Origin of the sequence: Pseudomonas sp. NFR16, assembly GCF_900108875.1 — a bacterium.
GTDB lineage: Bacteria > Pseudomonadota > Gammaproteobacteria > Pseudomonadales > Pseudomonadaceae > Aquipseudomonas.
Genome location: NZ_FNYJ01000002.1, coordinates 834,837 through 854,925, shown reverse-complemented (window position 1 = coordinate 854,925; position 20,089 = coordinate 834,837). Strand labels below are relative to the sequence as shown.

The 20,089-nt window shown below is 59.4% G+C and carries 20 protein-coding genes; 15 read left to right on the top strand and 5 right to left on the bottom strand.

Annotated elements, in window-relative coordinates:
- Window positions 1-59 precede the first annotated feature (59 nt).
- The 6 genes from BMZ10_RS12560 to BMZ10_RS12535 all read left to right on the top strand — a co-directional run bounded on the left by BMZ10_RS12560 (window position 60) and on the right by BMZ10_RS12535 (window position 4,781).
- A complete protein-coding gene (locus BMZ10_RS12560; protein WP_093462218.1) occupies window positions 60-449 on the top strand; it encodes a CidA/LrgA family protein in 390 nt (129 codons plus the stop codon).
- Window positions 446-1,132, top strand: a complete 687-nt coding sequence (locus BMZ10_RS12555; RefSeq protein WP_093462215.1) for an LrgB family protein — start codon at window positions 446-448, stop codon at window positions 1,130-1,132. The genes BMZ10_RS12560 and BMZ10_RS12555 overlap by 4 nt, the downstream gene beginning before the upstream one ends.
- Before the next feature lie 155 nt (window positions 1,133-1,287).
- Window positions 1,288-2,073, top strand: a complete 786-nt coding sequence (locus BMZ10_RS12550; protein ID WP_093462600.1) for a class II aldolase/adducin family protein — start codon at window positions 1,288-1,290, stop codon at window positions 2,071-2,073.
- The gene (locus tag BMZ10_RS12545; protein WP_093462212.1) at window positions 2,073-3,047 is read left to right on the top strand and encodes an alpha/beta fold hydrolase; all 975 of its coding nucleotides are present in this window, start codon (window positions 2,073-2,075) and stop codon (window positions 3,045-3,047) included. The genes BMZ10_RS12550 and BMZ10_RS12545 overlap by 1 nt, the downstream gene beginning before the upstream one ends.
- 119 nt (window positions 3,048-3,166) lie before the next feature.
- On the top strand, window positions 3,167-4,078 hold the full coding sequence (locus tag BMZ10_RS12540) for an SDR family oxidoreductase (protein WP_093462209.1): 912 nt from the start codon (window positions 3,167-3,169) through the stop codon (window positions 4,076-4,078).
- A 178-nt stretch (window positions 4,079-4,256) separates the two neighbouring features.
- Window positions 4,257-4,781, top strand: coding sequence for a hypothetical protein (locus BMZ10_RS12535; protein WP_093462206.1), 525 nt, complete (start codon window positions 4,257-4,259; stop codon window positions 4,779-4,781).
- Window positions 4,782-4,826: 45 nt separating this feature from the next.
- Here BMZ10_RS12535 and BMZ10_RS27440 read toward each other — a convergent pair whose 3' ends face one another.
- Entirely contained in the window at window positions 4,827-5,180 is a 354-nt protein-coding gene (locus BMZ10_RS27440) for a hypothetical protein (RefSeq protein ID WP_143070290.1), read from the bottom strand.
- A 552-nt stretch (window positions 5,181-5,732) separates the two neighbouring features.
- On the opposite strand from BMZ10_RS27440, the gene BMZ10_RS12525 reads away from it, so the two are divergent.
- Window positions 5,733-9,197: a dermonecrotic toxin domain-containing protein gene (locus tag BMZ10_RS12525; RefSeq protein ID WP_143070289.1), complete on the top strand. Its 3,465-nt coding sequence runs from the start codon at window positions 5,733-5,735 to the stop codon at window positions 9,195-9,197.
- Window positions 9,198-9,241: 44 nt separating this feature from the next.
- Here the strand turns inward: BMZ10_RS12525 and BMZ10_RS12520 are convergent, their stop codons facing one another.
- Complete coding sequence (locus BMZ10_RS12520; RefSeq protein WP_093462197.1) at window positions 9,242-10,045, bottom strand: SirB1 family protein; 804 nt, start codon at window positions 10,043-10,045, stop codon at window positions 9,242-9,244.
- 207 nt (window positions 10,046-10,252) lie between these two features.
- Here BMZ10_RS12520 and BMZ10_RS12515 point away from each other — a divergent pair, with 207 nt between their 5' ends.
- The 4 genes from BMZ10_RS12515 (at window position 10,253) to BMZ10_RS12500 (ending at window position 14,611) form a co-directional block, all read left to right on the top strand.
- Window positions 10,253-11,275: a Glu/Leu/Phe/Val dehydrogenase family protein gene (locus tag BMZ10_RS12515; RefSeq protein ID WP_093462194.1), complete on the top strand. Its 1,023-nt coding sequence runs from the start codon at window positions 10,253-10,255 to the stop codon at window positions 11,273-11,275.
- A gap of 104 nt (window positions 11,276-11,379) precedes the next feature.
- Window positions 11,380-12,480: a pyruvate dehydrogenase (acetyl-transferring) E1 component subunit alpha gene (pdhA, locus tag BMZ10_RS12510; RefSeq protein WP_093462191.1), complete on the top strand. Its 1,101-nt coding sequence runs from the start codon at window positions 11,380-11,382 to the stop codon at window positions 12,478-12,480.
- A gap of 7 nt (window positions 12,481-12,487) precedes the next feature.
- Complete coding sequence (locus tag BMZ10_RS12505; RefSeq protein ID WP_093462597.1) at window positions 12,488-13,486, top strand: alpha-ketoacid dehydrogenase subunit beta; 999 nt, start codon at window positions 12,488-12,490, stop codon at window positions 13,484-13,486.
- A gap of 18 nt (window positions 13,487-13,504) precedes the next feature.
- Entirely contained in the window at window positions 13,505-14,611 is a 1,107-nt protein-coding gene (locus tag BMZ10_RS12500; RefSeq protein ID WP_093462188.1) for a dihydrolipoamide acetyltransferase family protein, read from the top strand.
- A gap of 95 nt (window positions 14,612-14,706) precedes the next feature.
- Here BMZ10_RS12500 and BMZ10_RS12495 read toward each other — a convergent pair whose 3' ends face one another.
- The gene (locus BMZ10_RS12495; RefSeq protein WP_093462185.1) at window positions 14,707-14,982 is read right to left on the bottom strand and encodes a YebG family protein; all 276 of its coding nucleotides are present in this window, start codon (window positions 14,980-14,982) and stop codon (window positions 14,707-14,709) included.
- Between the two features lie 393 nt (window positions 14,983-15,375).
- Here BMZ10_RS12495 and BMZ10_RS12490 point away from each other — a divergent pair, with 393 nt between their 5' ends.
- A complete protein-coding gene (locus BMZ10_RS12490; RefSeq protein ID WP_081565590.1) occupies window positions 15,376-15,864 on the top strand; it encodes a phosphate-starvation-inducible protein PsiE in 489 nt (162 codons plus the stop codon).
- A 97-nt stretch (window positions 15,865-15,961) separates the two neighbouring features.
- Here BMZ10_RS12490 and BMZ10_RS12485 read toward each other — a convergent pair whose 3' ends face one another.
- Together BMZ10_RS12485 and BMZ10_RS12480 are read right to left on the bottom strand one after the other, a co-directional pair.
- Complete coding sequence (locus BMZ10_RS12485) at window positions 15,962-16,291, bottom strand: DUF3509 domain-containing protein (RefSeq protein WP_093462182.1); 330 nt, start codon at window positions 16,289-16,291, stop codon at window positions 15,962-15,964.
- 510 nt (window positions 16,292-16,801) lie between these two features.
- Window positions 16,802-17,218, bottom strand: a complete 417-nt coding sequence (locus BMZ10_RS12480) for an HPF/RaiA family ribosome-associated protein (RefSeq protein ID WP_093462179.1) — start codon at window positions 17,216-17,218, stop codon at window positions 16,802-16,804.
- A gap of 560 nt (window positions 17,219-17,778) precedes the next feature.
- Here BMZ10_RS12480 and BMZ10_RS12475 point away from each other — a divergent pair.
- From BMZ10_RS12475 to BMZ10_RS12465, 3 genes are read left to right on the top strand one after another with little or no spacing between them, the layout of a single operon-like run.
- Window positions 17,779-18,123 (top strand): DUF3649 domain-containing protein, encoded by a 345-nt coding sequence (locus tag BMZ10_RS12475; protein WP_093462176.1) that lies wholly within the window; start codon window positions 17,779-17,781, stop codon window positions 18,121-18,123.
- On the top strand, window positions 18,120-19,751 hold the full coding sequence (locus BMZ10_RS12470) for a PepSY-associated TM helix domain-containing protein (RefSeq protein WP_093462173.1): 1,632 nt from the start codon (window positions 18,120-18,122) through the stop codon (window positions 19,749-19,751). Before BMZ10_RS12475 ends, BMZ10_RS12470 begins: the two co-directional genes overlap by 4 nt.
- A complete protein-coding gene (locus BMZ10_RS12465) occupies window positions 19,751-20,083 on the top strand; it encodes a DUF3325 domain-containing protein (RefSeq protein WP_093462170.1) in 333 nt (110 codons plus the stop codon). Before BMZ10_RS12470 ends, BMZ10_RS12465 begins: the two co-directional genes overlap by 1 nt.
- Window positions 20,084-20,089 lie beyond the last annotated feature (6 nt).

The following is a 20,089-nucleotide window of genomic DNA, read 5'->3' as shown; positions in this document are numbered from 1 at the left end:
TTCGTTTTTGAGATTCCGGTTCGGTCGATAGACTGAACTCCCCAGAGGACCGGAATATCATGAAACGTTTGTCTCACTTTTCCCGACTGATTGTCGAAATCGCCGTCTTGCTGGCGATCTATCAGCTGGGCTGTGAAGTCGCGCTGTGGCTGAACTGGCCGATTCCGGGCGGTGTAATCGGTCTGGCGCTGTTGCTGATGACCTTCGCGACAGGCTGGGTGAAACCGGCGACGCTGCAACTGGGCGCGGGATTGCTGCTGGCGGAAATGCTGCTCTTCTTTATTCCGCCGCTGATGAGTCTGCTCGACTACGGCACGCTGTTACGCACCGATGGCTGGCGCATCATGCTGGTGATCGGCTGCAGCACGTTGTTGGTCATGCTGGTCACGGCATTTACGGTCGAATTCGTCTGCCGCCTGAAAGAACGCTCGCAGGAGCCGCGCGGATGAGATTCGAGCCCATGCCGGTGTTCTGGCTGGTGGTGACACTGGCCGCCTACCTCACCAGTCGCTGGTTGTACCGCCGGACCGGCCGCTACCTGCTGTCGCCATTGATTATGGTGCCCATTGTGTTGCTGGCCATCGCCGTGCCGATGCACACCGCTTACGCCGAATACTCTACGAATACCCATTGGCTGATGCTGGTGCTGGGGCCTGTGACGGTGGCTTTCGCGGTGCCGATCTGGCAACAACGGGCGCTGCTGGCGCGGCACTGGCCTGCTTTGTTGATCGGGATGCTCGCAGGCAGCGCGGCGTCGATTGCCAGCTCTTTCGGCCTGTCCCGAGCTCTGGCGCTCGCCCCGTCGGTCGCGATGTCCCTTGTGCCTCGCTCCATCACCACGCCCTTTGCGATGCCGCTGGCCCATGACTTGGGCGGCGTGCCGGAGCTGACGGCGGTGTTCGTGATGTGCACCGGCGTCTTCGGCGCGGCGCTTGGCGGCGTGTTGCTCAAATGGCTGCCGCTGCGCACGGCCCTGGCGCGCGGCGCATTGTTTGGCGTGGGCGCCCACGGTGCCGGCGTCAGCCGAGCGCGCGAGGTCGGCGGCGAGGAAGGATCGGTGGCGGGGCTGGTCATGGTGCTGACCGGCCTGATGAATCTGTTTGCGGCGCCGCTTTTGGTGTGGATGCTCTGAGGCACGCGCTGCAGAGCGCTGCCGGTTTTCGTGACTCGCCAGGCCACTAACGTGGCTGCCAAGGCAAGTAGCGCCCGGCTGGGGGCTGACTAGACTGCTGAGCCAATGAGAGCACGACACCATCCCGAGGACAGCCGATCGTGAAAGTCGCCCAGGTGTTTACCGATACCCTCAGCTCTTCCAGCAGCCCCGTGAAGAATCAGGTCAGTGAAGCCGAATGGCAGACCCGCGTTGATCTTGCCGCGTGTTATCGCCTGGTGGCGATGCATGGCTGGGACGATCTGATCTTCACGCACATCTCGGCCAAGGTGCCGGATACCGAAGACTTTCTGATCAACCCGTATGGTCTGATGTTTCACGAGATCACTGCGTCCAGCCTGGTCAAGGTCGATCAGTCGGGCAAGAAACTCATGGACAGCCCGTATGAGATCAACCCTGCCGGCTACACCATTCACAGCGCGGTGCACGAGGTGCGGCACGATGTGAATTGTGTGTTGCACACGCACACCGCGGCCGGCGTCGCTGTTTCGGCTCAGAAGCAGGGTATTTTGCCCATCAGCCAGCAAGCGCTTTTTGTCCTCGCCAGCCTGTCGTATCACGGTTACGAAGGTGTCGCGTTGAATCACGACGAGAAGGCCCGGCTGCAGGCGGATCTGGGCGGCAATAACTTTCTCATGCTTAACAATCACGGGCTGCTGACCTGCGGATCGAGCATCGCCGACACCTTCCTGATGATGTTCACCTTTCAGCGCGCGTGTGAAATTCAGGTCCTGGCGCAAGGCAGTGGTGCCGAACTGATCGGCATCGACGGACAGATTCTGGCGGGAGCCAAAGCGATGATCGCCGGCGTCACGCGCAGTGCCCAAGGCATGGGCGGGCATCTGGCGTGGCCAGCGCTGCTGCGCAAACTCGACCAGTTTTCGCCGGGATACGGCCTGTAATGGGCCTTGCAGAAATCCCGCTCAGTGTCTGGCGCACCCGTGGGCATGATTTCGAGTTTCAGGGACAGGTCATCCGTTACTGGAGCGCGGGGCAGGGCGAGCCTTTATTGCTGTTGCATGGATTCCCGACCGCCAGTTGGGACTGGAATTACCTCTGGCAACCGCTCTCGCGTCAGTATCGTGTGATCGCCTGCGACATGCTGGGCTTCGGCGATTCGGCCAAGCCGCGCGACCATGACTACAGCCTGCTGGAACAGGCAGACCTGCAGCAAGCGTTGCTCGACCATCTGGGCGTCAGCCAGCCGGTTCATGTCCTTGCGCATGAATACGGCGGCAATGTCGCTCAGGAACTGCTGGCCCGCGAAGGCGAGGGCCTTTTCAAGATGGCCAGCTGCGTGTTTCTCAACGGCGTATTATTTCCCGAAACCCATCGGCTGCGGCGTGTACACAAATGGTTGCTGAGCCCGCTCGGCTGGCTGGTGACCCGCCTGTTCGACCGCGCCAGTCTGGACAATGGCTTCAGCCGGATCTTCGGTCCGGACACCCGGCCGAGCGAAAGTGAACTCGATGATTTCTGGAGCCTGATCACCAGCAACGGCGGGCAACGCATCCTCCACCGATTGATCACCTACATCCCGGAGCGTCTCGCTCAGCGCGACCGCTGGGTGCAGGCCATGCAGCAGACTTCCCTGCCGTTGCGCCTGATAAACGGTGTCGCTGACCCTTACGTCGGGACGCGGACTGCCGACCGGTATCGCGAGTTGATCCCCGCCCCCGACGCAGTGCTGATCCCCGGGATCGGGCGCTACCCTCACACCGAGTCGCCCGCGCTGTTGTTGCGGCATTATCAGCGGTTTCGCGCCGACATTGCTGAGCGGCGCACGTGTCTCGTGCCTCCGCGTCCTGTCCAGGACGCCCCCCAGCCTGATCATCCCGCTGCGTTATCGATCACCATTCAGAGTGCCTCGTGTTGATTGTGACCGGCGCCTGACTGGTCGACACTCGATGACTGATTCGCGTGTTCCAGATCTTCTGCTGTCCGGCACCTGTCTGGACGGCACACTGGGAACGGCACCATTCTCGGGAGAGCACTATGAGTGAGACCGTACGTTTTGATGACAAGGTCGTGATCGTCACGGGCGCAGGCGGGGGACTTGGTCGGGCGCATGCATTGCAGTTCGCTCGCCACGGCGCGCGAGTCGTCGTCAACGATCTCGGCGGGTCTGCCCACGGGGAAGGGGCGAGCGCCTCGGCGGCGGATCGGGTCGTGGCGGAGATTCGCGAGCAGGGCGGCCAGGCCGTGGCCAGCCATGATTCGGTCACCGATGGCGACAAGATCGTACAGAACGCGCTGGACGCTTTCGGTCGAATCGACGTGGTGGTCAACAACGCAGGGATTCTGCGTGACAAAAGTTTCGCGAAAATGGAAGACGCCGATTGGGATCTGGTTTATCGCGTCCACGTCGAAGGGGCCTACAAAGTAACGCGCGCTGCCTGGCCGCATCTTCGGGAGCAGAACTACGGTCGGGTGATCTTCACGTCTTCCACTTCGGGTATCTACGGCAATTTCGGCCAGTCCAATTACGGCATGGCCAAGCTGGGACTTTACGGCCTGACCCGCACACTCGCCATCGAGGGGCGTAAGAACAACATCCTGGTCAACGCCATCGCCCCCACCGGCGGCACCCGGATGACCGAGGGTTTGATTCCCGCGAGCGTTTTCGAATTGCTCAAGCCGGAGCTGGTCAGCCCGCTGGTGGTGTATCTGGGCAGCGAGCAATGCCAGGACACCTCTGGATTGTACGAAGTCGGTGGCGGCTGGATCGGCAAAGTCCGCTGGGAGCGTAGCCTGGGCGCCGGCTTCGATCCACGCGCTGGCTTCACCCCGGATGACGTCGCCGCCCAATGGCAAACCATCAGCGACTTCGAGGACGCGGTCCACCCGGGCGACAATGTGGAAGCCTTGAAGGAAATGATGGCCAACCTGCAGAAGTTTCCGGGCTGAGGGCGTTGCCTGACTGAGGAGCTGCCAGTCCGAGGTCGGATTGGCAGTTTTTTGTAGGAGAGTTATTTGAAGGATTGTAGGACCTATCTATTTTCCCCCAATGTCAGGTTTGTGGGCTCAAGGAGCGTAACGACTTTCCGATAGGACGAAAGTAATCCTGTCTGTCGTGGAGGTGGCCATGCTTCAAAATTTCTCAATAATCCGTGAGCGGCTCAGTAATTATGTCGTAGTGCCGGACAGAAAATTTTTGACTGACTCTGGAGCGTCCGCTGAGGAGGAAAGTATCAGTCAAAAGGTCCGTCAATACTGGGCCGATGAGACGGTGTCAAACGCCCAGAAACTCAAAGGCTTTAATTTGGATATCTCGGGTTTTGACCCGCGCAACACAACCAATCGAGAGCTTAGGGAAATCGGAAGTGTGCTCGTGGGGCTGGGCATTATTGATTATGGAACGTCGGGTTGGTTGTCAGGTATTGATATTGAGTTTGATGCGCAGGGTAATGAGATAGGTCTGAATAACCCAGTTGATATGTATGATTACTTCGAGCGGCAATTAACATTTCTGAGCGGCTGTATTACCGAGGGGCGTAGCTTTGCCAACGATACGTTAACCAAACTAAAAACGGTTATGTCGGTGACGCAGGCGCTGGATGAGCGCGCCAAGCGACCGCCGCCCAGAGCCTTGGTCAACATCCGTGCCTAGCCGCATAAGGGCCTGAACCCCCGGGAATTCTGGCCTTTGTGTGCGTTACAGTGGCAGCGAGAAGCTGCCACCATAGCCCACGGGCGCGTTGCCGTTGCGGTTATTCAGAATGACGCGAAAGCTGCCTGCGCCCCAGTTGGCCGAAGGGTCATAGGCATTACTCGCCACTACGACCCAACGCCCACCCTGGAAACGTTCGACCGTGACAGGCTGCACAGATCCCTGCTGAGTTCGGACGGTCAGGTGGTGCATTGTTGTTCCGCATTTGACGGTGTAACTGTGGATCACTTTGTATTCGCCCGGTGCGGCAACTCCCGGCGACATCTGGCTGCTGTATTTGTAGCATTGATCAGCCTGAGCCCCGGGTGCAGCAGTGGCTGATTGGGACACCTGAGCCATGCCCAGCGCTAGCATAGCTAATAATGCCGCAGGATAAGTCTGAATATTTCAACGGGTGCTTATCATAGCCAACAACCCTCAGCTGAGAAAAATCTGCTGCGTTGAATATATTGACTGCAAAAAAAAGCCGCTGCAGCGGCAGCGGCTAAACAAGACGTTAGATCCAGGAGCTGAAAAATCAAACGTCGATGACACTCACTAAGCGAGCTCGTATCCCGCATAAGCACAAGCAGGGAAACAGTGACGCTGAGTCAATGGCGTAATGATGAAGATTGGCGGGCAAAAGAAACAGACCTGTTTAAGACAAGCACCTTTACGGACGAGGCAACAATGCGTTCTTGCGAAACCCTTGAACGCGAGTTGAGGATCTTTCTGTCACGGCGTTGGTGTAGCGTCGCACTGTTTGTGTCGGCATGCGGGGCTGCAATAAATATTTAATTATTCCTGTCGTGAAACGCCAATGGCGTTTGATGGAGTCTCATTTTGCTGCTCGTTGTTTCACCGCCGTGGCTGGATGCCTGGCGGGGCGAGTGGCCTATCTTGGAGCTTCAAATGAACGACCTTTCTTTTACGCCTGCTCAACCAACAAACCCGCACGCCCGCGCTTTGGACGAAGTGACCGGCCACCTGGCAAAACTCGCAGGCGCCTCGGCTTGCTGCATTGATCTGATGAACAATGCGCCGTCGCTTCGGACCGTGGCTTTCGACCTTCTGCAAGGCTTTTTGCCTCGCGGTACGCGGATTTCCAACCCCGACAGCATCTTTTTAAACAGCGTGGCCGATACTGGCGTGAAGTCCCTGTCGCTCACCGACGCGCTGCTTCACTCGATGATTCATGGTCATGGTTTTCTCGAAAAGTCAGACCTTCAGTTTTATCAGCGACACGATTCGGTCGCCGATCTTCACAGGTTTTCGTCTGACGAAACGAAGCGCGTCACCAGCGCCGTGCGCCAGCTTGTGGACGTGTTGCCGGGGCGCTTCGAAGGCCAGATCCACGCCTTCTGGAACGCCCACCACGCCCGGCCAGATGACGCTTCGCGGACCGCGAAGCTTCGAGAAATCATCAGTGATCAGCAGACCCTGGCGTTGAAATGCGAGGCGCAAATCCACTGTGCGACTCAAGCCATCACGCTGAGCGAGAAGGAACATGTCCTTCAGGCATTGGACGACGATGTGCCGCAAGGCGGGTTTTCGATCAGCCTCGTGACTCAAGAGGGCCACACGTGGGAGTTACCGCTGATTGCCATCGAGCAGCCGGCGTCCGGCGAAGACGCGTCGGCCGTGTTTCTGCTGATCCCGGGCAAAGGCATGGAGCGGATGGACTCGCTCAGCGTACTCACCGAAACATTGAGCCACCGACTCGCAGGCCCGTCACGCGATGAGCTGCTGCTCGGCTGCCTGCCTGCGCCGCTGCGACAGCAAGTCGAGCGGGGAGTCGCGCTCCAGGGGACGTTTCATCCCGTGGCCCTGCTTGAGCCCATTCTGCGTCGCCAGATGGACGTCCTGCTGAACAGACAGGTCCATGATTTCAACTACCTGCTCAGCCAAGCGCGCAATGACGCACAGCTTTCGGTGTTTCTTGATCGCATGGAGCACGTTCAGCCTGCTGCCGCGCTGAGCGATGCACTGGGCTACCGCGTGAAAGCCTTGACGGTGCAGGCGAATGAAAGCTTCAGGCCGGGCTGGTTCACATACGCTGACCCGGCACATCGCGAAGAGTACGTACTGTTGGAAGCCGAACATCAGCAACGTCGCGAGACCGTCGACAGCATGTTTGCAGGCCTTGAGTCCCTGGAAACGTTCGGACTGAAGGAAATCGATGCGTATGTCCTGAAGCGCCTGGGTTACAGCGTCGATCCTCGTCAGGTCATCGTCAGCGTGCCGGATGAAGTTGCGCTCAAGAGTGGAACGATCAGCACACATCACAAGAAGTCGTTGTTCGATTTCGCCATTTCCGGACTTCCTTTCGCTGCCCGGAATGGCATCGTCGAATTGCCGGCGGGCAAATCCAGTCCACTGTTCGATTTCAGCTTCGTCGTCGATCTGGTCACTCAAGTCGATCTTCAGCGTCGCTATGCGCAGATGCTCAGGGACCGCTATTCGCAAGCGAGCGTTCAGCGCGCATTGGTTCACATGCGTGACAGTGCTCTGGCGTTGAGCGTCTGCGGTGCGGTGATGCAGGGGCATCTGCGCGATGCGCGCAGCGAAGAATGGGTGAGAGGCGTGCGCGCAGACGTGGCGCTCACTCACGCGCCGCTCAGGATGGGCAGTCTTTCGCTCGCCGCCACCGGCACACGATTCAAGGACGCGATCGTGTTCTGCAACGGTCTGGGGAGCGATGCACACTTTGTCTTGTATGCACCGGGCGCGCCTGCGGGCAAGGACCTGTTCGAAGGTTCCTGGCAACAGATTGCCAACGAAGTCGGCGGGTGGATCGCGACCGAGTCGGGCAGGCGTTACGTGACCGATCAGGTCGCCGAATACAATGGCAATGATCCTGAATCCTTCATGCACGCCATTCAACTCAAACCCAGTCTCTGGAGCAGCGAAAGTATTTCTTTCGAGCCATTGGCTGTACAACCGTACGAAACGAACCTGCTGAGCCTGATCAGCCACAAGGTCGATCGCGTCCTGAACCAGCAGGACGCAGACGTTCTGGAACTCAGGAACGAAACCGCTTTCGCGAACCGCCGCACACTGGCATTCATCGATGCGCGTCTGGACTGGCTGGACAGGGAGTTCAGAGAAGCGATCCGAGGGCTGCTGTCTTATAAGGATTTCGTCATTCGCGAAACCAGAGCCGCTTTCGATGAGTACTTACAGGCCAACGGCATCAATGACTCGATCGATCCGGACACGCTTTACTTCGATGTCCACAATACGGCTTATACCGACTCGCCTGACTTCAGTGAGTACACCCATCTGCGTACGCTCACCAGTCTGATGGCCGAGGGTTACTCCGATCAATACGCCTACCGGCCGACAGCGCCGATGTATTCGTCTGTAGGGCAAAACCCGTTGGACTGGCCGCTGTATTTCGTCCAGTTCGTCGATCAGCAACTCAGGAAGGCCAACCTCGGCGCGCGCTATATCGACTACCTCAAAAGCGACTTTTTGAACGCCAGCCATCCTCAATACGCACATCGACGTGCGCTGATGGGCATGCGCACGCAGTTTCAGATGCGCCGCGCCGCCATTTCTCATTTCCTCGACGGCTCATTGAGCGAACAGCAATATCGTTGGCTGGTGGACATGATCGTAGGGCTGGATGAGGACGTGCTGGCGAGCGATGTGTTACTCAGAGAGCGTAATCGAGGCCGTGCGATGTCTCCCTTCCGACTCGCCGGTCACATTGTCCAGGGCGTGTATATCTTCAGGGATTTCAACTCCGATAATCCTGCGTTCAAGTTGCTCTACACCCCTGATGCACCCGATGGCGCGTCGTTCCGGCCGGTGACCGATTACCTTCAGTTACTGAAGTCTCATGAGATGCGCAGTTATTACTATCACCGGGTTTCCTATAAGGGCCAACCCAGCGTCGGCACGCTCTACGAACAGATGGCACGAGGGCTCAAGCGTGACCCGGAGTCGATCAAGGTCCTTCAGCCAATGGTGTCTGCCGACGATGTCATCACCGATGTGTATAAGCTGTACGACACGATGTTGGGGCGCATGATTTTTGACGTGGATGCCCAGACCACCAGCACCGCAGAGCAGTGGGCGGAAGTGCTGTACACGGTCGTCAGATGGACCGGCACCATTCTTCTGTTGCCCTTTCCGCTGGCGGGCGTCGCCTGGGGCGTGGTGACAAGCGGCGTCAGTTTCTTTCGTGGCGCGATTGCCTACAGCTACGGCGATCGTGCGACTGCGTTGCCGCATCTGGTATTTGCGGTGAGCGGCCTGTTGCTGGCTGGCGATGGGGTCCGCGCGTTGAGCCAGGGCACGCAGACCATACTCAAAAGCATCGGGCTCAGGGCCGTCACTTCAAGCATGGCCCGGGGCGGCGTGATCATTTGACGGCCTGATCAGCGCGCGTGGCTTTTCCCAGCTTACAAGACGCTTCAGTGAACGACCCGGTCGCCGGGCAGTTGGCCAAGACGCTGAGTCAGCCGCACCCGTTGTACCGGATCATCACTTAACAGCAACGCATACTCCAGGTCGAAACGCTCGGCCTGGGGGCATTCAAGATTCTGGTACAGGCTGGCGCGAGCAAGGTAATCGCTGGTGTTGGCCTGACCCAGCTCCATCACGCGATTGGCATCCTTGAGTGATGCAATCAGGTCGTCGTTGATCTGGTGCAGATGCCGCAGGTTGCGCGACAACCGCTGAAGCATCGCCACCGGCGTCGCCGTGACCATGTGCTCGGCGCGCAGCGGCATGTCTGGGCCGAACTGGCGTAACAGCAACTCCCTGCAATCCTTGGGATAAAGCCGCCTGCCGCCGCAGGGATCGAGCGTGTGATCGGCACCCGGCACGCGCAACAGAAAGTGCCCTGGGAAGTTGACCCCTTCCAGCGGGATCTCGAGCCTTCGGGCAATCTCCAGGGCAATCAGTGCAAGCCCCAATGGCTGGCCTCGGCGACGTTCAATGATCTTGTGCAACAACGCCGCCTGAGGTTTGGGCTGGGCGGCATCGTCCAGCTGAAAACCGTACGTGGCGAGCTGTCGCAACAGCGGTTGTGCCAGCTCCGAAGAGGGCAACATAGGCAGGGCTGCGCTGACGTTGCGTTCAAGCACGGACAGTTGCTCACGCGTCCGTTCCAGATCAAAGTTTGCATCGTGCTCAACGGATATCCACATCGCCGCTTCGAAGGTCGCCGGTGGCGTACGTTGCAGGCAGGCGATGCACAACTGGCGAGGATTCATCGACTTCTCCGACAGGATCAGGCGTCCGAAATCTGGTTCTTGAATCCACGTTGTAGCCTCGGTGGCAGGCTTCGTCCAGTGTTGATCGCCAGTCGGTGCTTCAAGTATCGCCGGTCAGGCTGGTCGTCTGGATATGGCGCACGGCCCCGTCGTTTTTTCTGGCAGCGCCTATACTCGCCAATACAAAAAAGAACGGGAGCACGGCCTATGTTCGCTCTCATGCAAAGCTCACGCGTGCAGTCGTTGCACCTGATCGTCGATCCGCGCACCAGCCTCAAAGCGGTGATCGCCATTCACAGCAGCCGGAAGGGGCCGGCGCTGGGAGGCTGTCGTTATCTCTCCTATCCAAACGAAGAGAGCGCGATTGAAGATGCCATCCAACTGGCGAGGAACATGAGCTACAAGGCTGTGCTCGCCGGGCTTTCTCTGGGCGGCGGATCCGCGGTGATCATGCGGCCTGCTCACGTTCCCGATCGCGCAGCGCTCTTCGAAGCCTTCGGCCGCTTCATTCAGACACTCGATGGCCGTTACATCACAGCCATGGACAGCGGAACGTCCAGCGAAGACATGGACTGTATCGCTCAATATACCCAGCACGTGACCAGCACCACCGAAGTGGGCGATCCTTCCGCGCACACTGCGCTCGGCCTGTACGCCGGCATCCGTACCACCGCCATGGCGCGACTGGGCAGCGATAACCTGGAAGGCCTGCGCGTGGCGATTCAGGGGCTGGGCCATGTCGGCTATGCACTGGCCGAGCAACTGCACGCCGCGGGGGCCGAATTGCTGGTGTCCGACCTGGACAGCGGCAAGGTGCAACTGGCCATGGAACAGCTTGGCGCCAAACCGATCGCCAGCGAAGCGCTGCTCAGCACGCCGTGCGACATCCTCGCACCTTGCGGTCTTGGCGGCGTCCTCAACAGCCACAGCGTCACCAAACTGCGCTGCGCAGCGGTGGCCGGCGGCGCCAACAATCAACTGAGTTGCCCCGCCATTGCCGATCAACTGGAGGCGCGGGGCATCCTCTATGCACCCGATTATGTGATCAATTCCGGCGGCCTCATCTACGTCGCCCTTCAGCATCAGGGAGAACAGCCAGGCACCATCACTGCGCACCTGTCGCAGATAGGAACAAGGCTGACTGAAGTATTTGCCCACGCCCAGGCCGAGAAGCGCTCACCCGCGCGGGTTGCCGATGCGTTGGCAGAACGCCTGTTGAACCTCGAATAAGCGCCTCACCGGAGCTGTTCGAACCAAGCTCGCGACCACAAGTGGCGAGTGTTGACCATCACGCGTGCATCGCCATGGCGTCGCCGCGTGCTCAGGAGTGTGCAATGTCCAATAACAAGATCGAGCTTGCGTACACCCGTTATCTGTCCCCCGACGGTCGCCTGACCGGAGAACTTCCCCCTTGGGCCGATGACTTCAATCTTCTCACGCGTCTCTATCGGCAGATGGTCCTGACCCGGCTCTTCGACCAGAAAGCCGTTGCCCTGCAACGCACCGGACGCATCGGCACCTACGCCCCGACCTTGGGCCAGGAAGCGATCGGCGTGGCGATCGGCAGCCTGATGCACCCTGAAGACGTGCTGATTCCGTACTACCGCGACACCGCCGTGCAGTTGATGCGCGGGGTGCGCATGGAAGAAATTCTCCTGTACTGGGGTGGAGACGAACGCGGCAGCGACTACGCCGAACCCTCGGTGGCGCAGGACTTTCCGCTCTGCGTGCCGATTGCGACACAAGCGCTGCATGCCTGCGGCGTCGCCAGTGCATTCAAGATTCGCGGCGAGCATCGAGTGGCCGTCACTACGTGTGGCGACGGCGCTACCAGCAAAGGTGATTTCCTGGAGGCCCTGAATGTCGCTGGCGCATGGCAATTGCCGGTCGTGTTCGTGATCAATAACAACCAGTGGGCGATTTCAGTCCCGCGCCGGATTCAGTGCGGCGCGCCCACGCTGGCGCAAAAGGCCATTGGCGCCGGCTTTCATGGCGAACAGGTGGATGGCAACGACATGCTGGCCGTGTACGACCGGATGCAGATTGCGCTGGAGCGGGCTCGCAAAGGCAAAGGGCCAGTCTTGCTGGAGTGCCTGAGTTACCGGCTGGGTGATCACACCACCGCGGACGACGCCACCCGCTACCGCGCCGCCGAGGAAGTGAAGCAGGCGTGGCAGGAAGAACCGATCAAACGCCTGCAGTCGTTCATGGCCAGTCAGGGCGTTTGGGACGAAGTCCGGGAGCAGGCGCTGATCGCCGAATGCCAGGGCCTGGTCCAGCAGTCTGTGGATAACTTCGACCGCGCGGGAAATCAACCGGCCGAATCCGTCATCGATCACGTCTACGCACGGTGGCCTGCGCCTCTGGCGGATCAGCGGGAATGGTTTCTGGAGCGCGCGGCGCGTCGTAATGGAGGGGCTGATCATGGCGAATGACAGTGCGATGCAGCAAAAGCCCGCGGACAAAAAACTGAGCCTGCTGGAAGCCGTGAACCTGGCGATGCATCGTGCCATGGATGAGGACGAGAACGTTGTCGTGCTCGGCGAGGATGTCGGAGTCAACGGCGGCGTGTTCCGTGCCACGCAGGGGCTGCGCGAGCGCTTCGGATTCAAGCGCGTGATCGATTCACCGCTCGCTGAAACCATGCTGGGCGGATTGGCGGTCGGCATGTCGGCACAAGGGCTCAAACCGGTGGTCGAGATCCAATTCATGGGGTTTATCTATGCTGCCATGGAGCATCTTGTGTCCCACGCCGCGCGCATGCGCAATCGCACGCGCGGTCGACTCAATTGCCCGATGGTGATGCGCTCGCCCATGGGTGCGGGCATTCGCGCGCCCGAACATCACAGCGAAAGTACCGAAGCGATGTTCGCCCATGTGCCGGGCTTGCGGGTGGTCATTCCGTCCTCTCCGGCACGAGCCTACGGCCTGCTGCTGGCGGCCATCGACGATCCTGACCCGGTGATTTTCCTGGAGCCGACAAGGCTCTACCGCATGAACCCGCAAACGCTGGTCGACGACGGTAAACGCCTGCCACTGGACACGTGCTTCACCCTGCGGGAAGGCGGCGACATCACGTTGATCAGTTGGGGCGCAAGCGTCCATGAAACCCTGCAGGCCGCCAGCGCCTTGGCTGAGCAAGGCATCGGCGCCGAGGTGATCGATGTGGCATGCGTGAAGCCGCTGGATCTGGACACACTCGAAGCGTCGGTGCGGAAAACCGGGCGCTGCGTGATCGTCCACGAAGCGTCGCGCTCCGGCGGGCTGGGCGCAGACATCGCAGCAGGGCTCTACGAGCGGGTATTTCTCGACCTGCAAGCGCCAATTCAACGGGTCACCGCGCCTGACATTCCGCCGCCGTTGTATCGCCTGGAGCAGCTGTATATCCCCAGCGTCGAGGACATTCTCATGGCATGCGACAGCGCGCTGAACTTCGCCTGACAGCCCAGGAGGCTTGCGATGAAATATTTCAAATTGCCCGATCTGGGCGAAGGTCTTCAGGAAGCGGAAATCGTCGAATGGCACGTCAAGGCAGGAGACACCGTCAAAGCCGATCAATTGGTGGTTTCCGTGGAAACGGCCAAGGCCATAGTCGATATTCCCGCGCCATATGACGGTGTCGTGGCAAAAGTGTACGGCGGTGATGGCGATATCCTTCATGTCGGTGAGCCGTTGATGGCTTTCGAGGGCGAAGGTGATGCGGGCACGGTGGTCGGGCGGCTGGAAGGCGGTGGCAACAGTCATGAAGACGCGTTTTACGTAGGCGCTGCGCCCTCTACCCGTGAGCACATGTCCACCCGCGCGACGCCTGCCGTTCGCCAGCTGGCGCGGCAACTGGGCGTGGACCTTGCCGCATTGAGCGGGTCGGGCAGCGATGGGCTGATTACCCGCGCGGATGTCGAAAGTGCTTCGCAGGCGGAGCGGGACAAATTCGGCGGCGAAAAGCTGCGTGGCGTGCGTCGCAGCATGGCGCTGAACATGGCCAGATCCCACGCGCAGGTCGTGCCGGTCACGATCTTCGGCGATGCCGATCTGCATCGCTGGGGCTCGGCGCGTGATCCATTGATCCGCATTGGCAAGGCGATGGCGGCGGCCTGCAAGGTTGAGCCGGTATTAAACAGTTGGTTCGACGGCAAGTCGCTGTCGATCAAACACCACGACAACCTTGATCTGGGTATCGCCGTGGACACGCCCGATGGCTTGTTCGTGCCGGTGTTGCGCGATGTCGGTAATCGTCAGCCGGCGGATCTGAAGGAGGGCATGAGTAGACTGCGAGCAGACGTCAAGGCTCGTTCGATTCCTGCGAAAGAGATGATGGGGGCGACCATCACGCTGTCGAACTTCGGCACGTTGTTTGGACGCTACGCGAACCCGGTCGTAGTGCCGCCGCAAGTGGCGATCATTGGCGCTGGCGGGATTCGTGAGGAACCGGTGGCCGTGCAAGGGCAGGTTGTCGTGCATCCGGTGCTGCCGTTGTCATTGACCTTCGATCATCGCGCGGTGACCGGCGGTGAAGCGGCGCGATTCTTCAAGGCGCTGGTCGAAGCGCTGGAACAACCGGAGTAAAACTCGACAGAGCGGCGCGTCGGCACTGGGCGGCGTAGATCCGCCAGTGCCGGCTGACCGGATGACCGAGGAAATGGCTGGCGCCTGTTTTCCCGTCAGTCTTCACTTGCTTCGGTTGCCGGCGCTTCACCCAGCTCGCTCAAAGCGCTCGCATTGTTCTTGAATGCCGCTGCAAAAATCGCTCGGTTTTTCGCCATATAGATGCTCGCATCTTCCGCATGCTTCTCAGAAAGCCCCGGCACGTTCTTCATCAGAACGTCGGTCAGCAGCTCTGCAAGCTCCAGCATTTGATCATGGGCATCAGCGAGTTTGCGGTCCACGAACGTAGTCTCCAAATCGCGGGTACTGCGGTAAAGGGTTTCAACAGCCATTTTGGCCTCGTCGTTTGTCCAGTGTTGTAAAAGGAAGCATGTGCTCGGCGCTTCATGCTGGCCAACAGGTACAGCGCAACCGCTGCCATCAAGCCCTTGTATGGCGTGCCAGGCGGGTTTGGCACATCGCGAAAGGCTCTCAGGCTCCGCTACGGACCTGTGCCCTCACGAATTCGGCCTGTCTCGGATACTGTGTTTTTATACAGTGTGCAGCATAAGGCAATCGACGCGGCTTGGGTAGTGGCAATTCATACGTAATTTCCGGTCCATCGATGTGCCTTGCGACATCCGGTCACGTTCTCAACCATAGCCGATGGCCTCTTTAATGCTTGGCAATCTACGCGTCACGCACGCGCGGCATCATCCGTTCCGGATCACTCAAGGAAGTTCATCGTGAAAATCAACTGGGCCGAATCTCTCCGTCAGCACGTACACAGCTGCGCCGAGTCACTGGGCAATCTGTTCGTCGAGACCTTCCATTATCTGGCGTTGTTCGCCATCGGGGCAGTGACTGCCTGGGCGGCGGTCATGGCATTTCTGGGGATGCTGGAAAAAGGCCACATCACAGTCGATGACATCCTGCTGCTGTTCATCTACCTGGAATTGGGTGCGATGGTGGGGATCTATTTCAAGACCAACCACATGCCCGTCCGCTTCCTGATCTATGTCGCGATCACGGCGCTGACTCGGCTGTTGATTTCTGATGTGTCGCACCATGCGCCGCCGGATCTGGGCGTCGTGTACCTGAGCGGGGCAATCCTGCTGCTGGCGTTTGCGATTCTGGTGGTGCGCTATGCGTCGTCGCAATTTCCGTCGGTGAAAGTGCCGGACCCACATGGCAAGACCAAAGGTGCGGTGATCGAGGAAAAGGGCGAGATATGATGCCGTCACGGCGGACAGCGGTCTGAAGTCTGCGAAGCAGGAGGCGGGGCATGAAGACCGCCTCCGTCAGATTCGCATCATGCTGGTGAGACCCGGATCAGATACCCGCATTCAACTGAGGGCGGTTGAGGAAATGATTGCGTGACGGCGGCGGCGCCAGTTGCTTGAGGTCGCCGTCGGTCATGGCAGCCAGGATCTTGATCGCGCTGTGGCCCTGTTCGATCGCGATGCCGAACTGCACGCTCTCGATCAAGCGGCGTAGACGCTTGGGGGAATTTCGTTGTTCGGCGCTGATCAAGCGTTTGGCGACCACACCGGACTCATTCGAGAGCGTCAGCATGATGGTGCCGTCGAGGCCTTGGATACTCAGATTGACCCGGTATTCCGGGTGGAATGCATCAGTGATCTGTTGAAACGGATTGTCCATGGCCTGTTACCTGTTTATCGATCTGCATAAATTGACTGGGGGGCTGTCCCTTTAGTTCTCGAAGCCGATCAACGGTAGAAAATTCCTGCCTTGGCCGTTATCGCTGGAGTAACGGTTTTTTCCAGAAGTAATCCGCTGAAGCGCCCTCGGTTTGAGCGAGTGAGCTGCCCGTCGAGCCCATAGGGCAAGGGTTGCAGTGATGTGTAAGCTCGACGATACGAAGCTTGCATGGTTTGGGCCAGTTACTTGAAACGGCGCAAGGCACGCGTAATGAACCCATTCAGCGTCGACAGTGGGCATCGGGCTGTCGCTTTTAATTAATGATCAAGTAATAGCCCAATGCCTGCTGATAACTTTTCAAGCACCATTTATGCACGGTGCGCCTGTTTTGTGTGCGCGATCGCCGAATTCGACTGGTTATCTTTTTTGTAATAAAAAAGCGGACCTGCTTTCACAGGTCCGCCTTTTCAGTTTGATACCTGATCGTCCGTCGATGGACGGACGATTCGGTCAACCGTGCAATGCCTCGTCTTTCTCCAGAAATTCTTCCTGCAGCAAGGCGTCTGGGTTATCCGACTCTTCGTTGCGCGCAGCGCCTGTGGAAGCACCGCCTCGTTTGCTGCGTAATTTGCCGAACAGATGCTCCAGCGCGTGATCGAGTTTCACTGCTGCGCCGTCCACGGCCTGATCCAGCGAATCGGCCTTGTGGGTCACGGAAATAGGTTGGTGTCCTTTGGGCCGGGCCTCCATCTGACAGCGAATGTCGTGGGGGCCGGGCTTGTCGCCGTTCTCATCGCGGATGTGAACTTCAACGCGAGTGAGATCTTCATCGTAGCGGTCGAGCGTGCTTTCAACGGTGGTTCGTACCCACTCCTCCAGTCGGATGCTGCTTTCGATGTGGTTATCGCTGTTGACCTGGATTTGCATAGTTCTTCCCTTACTTTGGCTTGCTCGGGAGAGTCTCGACGAAGGTGGATTTTCGTCTGCCCTCACTCACAGTGTTGGCGCCTGTGGATGAACAATTCAACCCCCCAAACGAAAGAAATATTTCATTGCAAAAACGACTTTTCAGATGTCGCGCGGAGCTGGCCGCTGTGTAGAGGCTGCTTTCGCGGTGCTCAGGATCGGGGGCATCCATCCTGCGATTTCCCTGAACCTGGCTGCTGACCAGGCACCAATCCGTTTTCGACTTTTAACCACGGATTCAACGTTTATTGGCGGAGATTGCCAACTATCGCGTCAGATAGGTGTAGCAACTTGCCTGTTTGTATCGACGAGTGTCTTGCATCTCCGGTCCACTCGTTTGGATGGGTTGATGGCTGCTGAACGGGACGGGTGTCGCAGAGTCTTTTGCGTATGAGAATATTTATCATTAATATTGCGTTCTTTTCCCGATGTCCGATGATCATGACCTTCTTTCGTCTTGTTTGCGCTTCGCGCTGGCCGATGCCGTTGCGCAGTGACTGTTTCGTGGCAGGCGCTTGTCGATGAGTGCCGGGCAGGCAGGCGCGCCTACCGCAGACGCACGCGCACGCAAGCGGTCGCGGGCCGGCGTGTCGGTGCGCTGGCGAATGTCGGTGGCGTCTCGCGTTGTCGCAGCGTTGATGGGTGGCTACCTGCTGACCGCGCTGGCGAGTATCTGTCTGGCGCGGTTTCTTCCGCTGGTTCGCGCTGAAGCCGTGGTGCTGGCAATGACCGTGTCTTTCCTGGTTTATCTGCCCGCCGTGCTCTGGTGCTTTGCGTGCCGCTCTGCCTGGCGAGCATGGTTTGGCCTGCTGTTGCCGAGCGCCGCGCTGGCAGCGCTGTACGCGGTCTCAAGGTGGCTGTTGTGAAGGAAGGCTTCCGGCAGGCAATGGCCTGGCTGCACACTTGGGCGGGACTGACGTTCGGCTGGTTGCTCTTCGCCATTTTCCTGACCGGCACGCTGTCGTATTTCAAAGAGGAAATCACCCAGTGGACGCAGCCTGAAATCGTGCCTCATCAGGTTTCCGCTGCCGCCAGCGTCGATCGAGCGCAGCAATGGCTGCAACAGAATGCCGGCGATGCGCGTCGCTGGTTCATCAATCTGCCGGACAAGCGCACGCCGGAACTCGCCGTGAGCTGGACCAACGCCAAGGGCCGGTTCGAGCGCAAGTCGCTCGATGCGCTGAGCGGCGTGCCGGTGCAGGCGCGCGAAAGCAGCGGCGGCGAGTTTTTCTATCGCTTCCACTTCCAGCTGCAAATGCCCTATCCGTGGGGGCGCTGGCTGGCCTCGCTGGCGGCGATGGTGATGTTCGTCGCCTTGGTCAGCGGGATCATCACCCACAAGAAAATCTTCAAGGAGTTCTTCACGTTTCGGCCCCGCAAAGGTCAGCGCACCTGGCTTGACGGTCATAATGCGGTTGCGGTGCTGGTGCTGCCTTTTCACCTGATGATCACCTACAGCAGTCTGGTCATCTTCATGACCATGATCATGCCGCTGAGTATTCTCACGACCTACGGCAAGGACACTCAGACGTTCTTCAACGATCTGTTTCCGGCTTTCCGATCCGCGCCTGCAGCGGGGACTCAGGCCACGCTCGCACCGCTGAGCCCGATGCTCGAAGTCGCACGCGAAAAGTGGCCAAACCAGCAGGTGGGGCTGGTGACCGTGAACAATCCGGGGGACGCCGGCGCATCGGTGACCCTCACGGCCAGTGGCGCTGATCACATTGCGCATCAGCCGGGAACAGCATTGACCTTCGACGGCGTGACCGGCGAATTGAATAATGAGACCCGCATGAGCGCTGCTTCGCTGTTGCTGGCGGGCGGGCTTTACGGGCTGCACATGGGGCACTTTGCCGGACCGTTTTTGCGCTGGCTGTATTTCCTCTGTGGCATCGGCGGCACAGCGATGATCGGCACCGGGCTGGTGATCTGGCTGGGCAAACGGCGGCTCAAACACGCAAGGTCTGATGTTATCCCGTTCGAACTGCGATTGGTCGAGATGCTCAACATCGCCAGTATGTCCGGCCTGATGCTGGCGATCGTGAGTTTCTTCTGGGCGAACCGGCTATTGCCGGTGTGGCTTGCCGGGCGCAGCGACTGGGAAGTGAAAACGTTCTTCTGCGTCTGGGGACTGGCGTTGCTGCACGCCCTGGCGCGCGTCTTTTTGCGCGACGGCCGGACGGCATGGCGCGAACAACTGACCCTGGCGGCGCTGCTGTTCTGCAGCCTGCCGGTGCTGGACGCGGTGACCGCCGGCAGCTATCTGCGGATCTCGTTGGAGCAAGGCCGTTGGGTGTTGCCGGGCGTGGACCTGACAGCGCTGGCCACCGGACTGTTCATGGCATGGGGCGCCCTCAGGTTTCGAGGGGACGGCAAGGCCGCGCTCGCTGTCCGGCCCGGCCCGGCGCCCTCCACCGGCGAGCCGTTATCGCCCGACGCACCGGGTGATCGCGTCCTCGCGAACCGCACACCCATCGTGCAGGAGCCGCACTGATGGTGCTGGTGACGCTGCTCTGTTATGTCGGCTTTGCGGCCTTGTCCCTTTCCATGCCGCGCCATTACGCCGACCTGGCAGGCGGTACGCTGTCGACCGCGCGCGGCAGGTCGCTCAAAGTGCTCGGCGGATGCGCGTTGTGGGTGTCTCTCATCGTGGCGCTGGGGCTGCAGAGCACGGGCTTTGCTCTGGTGCATTGGTTCGCCGCGCTGATGGGCAGCGCGGTTTCACTGGTTTTCCTGATGTCCTACTGGCCAAGGCAGGCCTTGTGGCTGGCGGGGATCGTGGCGTTTGTCAGCCCGATCGTTGCCTTCATCCAACTGCTGGCCTGAGTCCAT

Excerpts from the sequence above, each read along its gene's own strand:
- BMZ10_RS12560 (WP_093462218.1), top strand. The coding sequence starts at position 60 with ATGAAACGTTTGTCTCACTTTTCCCGACTGATTGTCGAAATCGCCGTC.
- BMZ10_RS12555 (WP_093462215.1), top strand. The coding sequence starts at position 446 with ATGAGATTCGAGCCCATGCCGGTGTTCTGGCTGGTGGTGACACTGGCC.
- BMZ10_RS12545 (WP_093462212.1), top strand. The coding sequence starts at position 2,073 with ATGGGCCTTGCAGAAATCCCGCTCAGTGTCTGGCGCACCCGTGGGCAT.
- BMZ10_RS12540 (WP_093462209.1), top strand. The coding sequence starts at position 3,167 with ATGAGTGAGACCGTACGTTTTGATGACAAGGTCGTGATCGTCACGGGC.
- BMZ10_RS12535 (WP_093462206.1), top strand. The coding sequence starts at position 4,257 with ATGCTTCAAAATTTCTCAATAATCCGTGAGCGGCTCAGTAATTATGTC.
- BMZ10_RS27440 (WP_143070290.1), bottom strand. The coding sequence starts at position 5,180 with ATGGCTCAGGTGTCCCAATCAGCCACTGCTGCACCCGGGGCTCAGGCT.
- BMZ10_RS12525 (WP_143070289.1), top strand. The coding sequence starts at position 5,733 with ATGAACGACCTTTCTTTTACGCCTGCTCAACCAACAAACCCGCACGCC.
- BMZ10_RS12520 (WP_093462197.1), bottom strand. The coding sequence starts at position 10,045 with ATGAATCCTCGCCAGTTGTGCATCGCCTGCCTGCAACGTACGCCACCG.
- BMZ10_RS12515 (WP_093462194.1), top strand. The coding sequence starts at position 10,253 with ATGTTCGCTCTCATGCAAAGCTCACGCGTGCAGTCGTTGCACCTGATC.
- pdhA (WP_093462191.1), top strand. The coding sequence starts at position 11,380 with ATGTCCAATAACAAGATCGAGCTTGCGTACACCCGTTATCTGTCCCCC.
- BMZ10_RS12505 (WP_093462597.1), top strand. The coding sequence starts at position 12,488 with ATGCAGCAAAAGCCCGCGGACAAAAAACTGAGCCTGCTGGAAGCCGTG.
- BMZ10_RS12500 (WP_093462188.1), top strand. The coding sequence starts at position 13,505 with ATGAAATATTTCAAATTGCCCGATCTGGGCGAAGGTCTTCAGGAAGCG.
- BMZ10_RS12495 (WP_093462185.1), bottom strand. The coding sequence starts at position 14,982 with ATGGCTGTTGAAACCCTTTACCGCAGTACCCGCGATTTGGAGACTACG.
- BMZ10_RS12485 (WP_093462182.1), bottom strand. The coding sequence starts at position 16,291 with ATGGACAATCCGTTTCAACAGATCACTGATGCATTCCACCCGGAATAC.
- BMZ10_RS12480 (WP_093462179.1), bottom strand. The coding sequence starts at position 17,218 with ATGCAAATCCAGGTCAACAGCGATAACCACATCGAAAGCAGCATCCGA.
- BMZ10_RS12475 (WP_093462176.1), top strand. The coding sequence starts at position 17,779 with ATGAGTGCCGGGCAGGCAGGCGCGCCTACCGCAGACGCACGCGCACGC.
- BMZ10_RS12465 (WP_093462170.1), top strand. The coding sequence starts at position 19,751 with ATGGTGCTGGTGACGCTGCTCTGTTATGTCGGCTTTGCGGCCTTGTCC.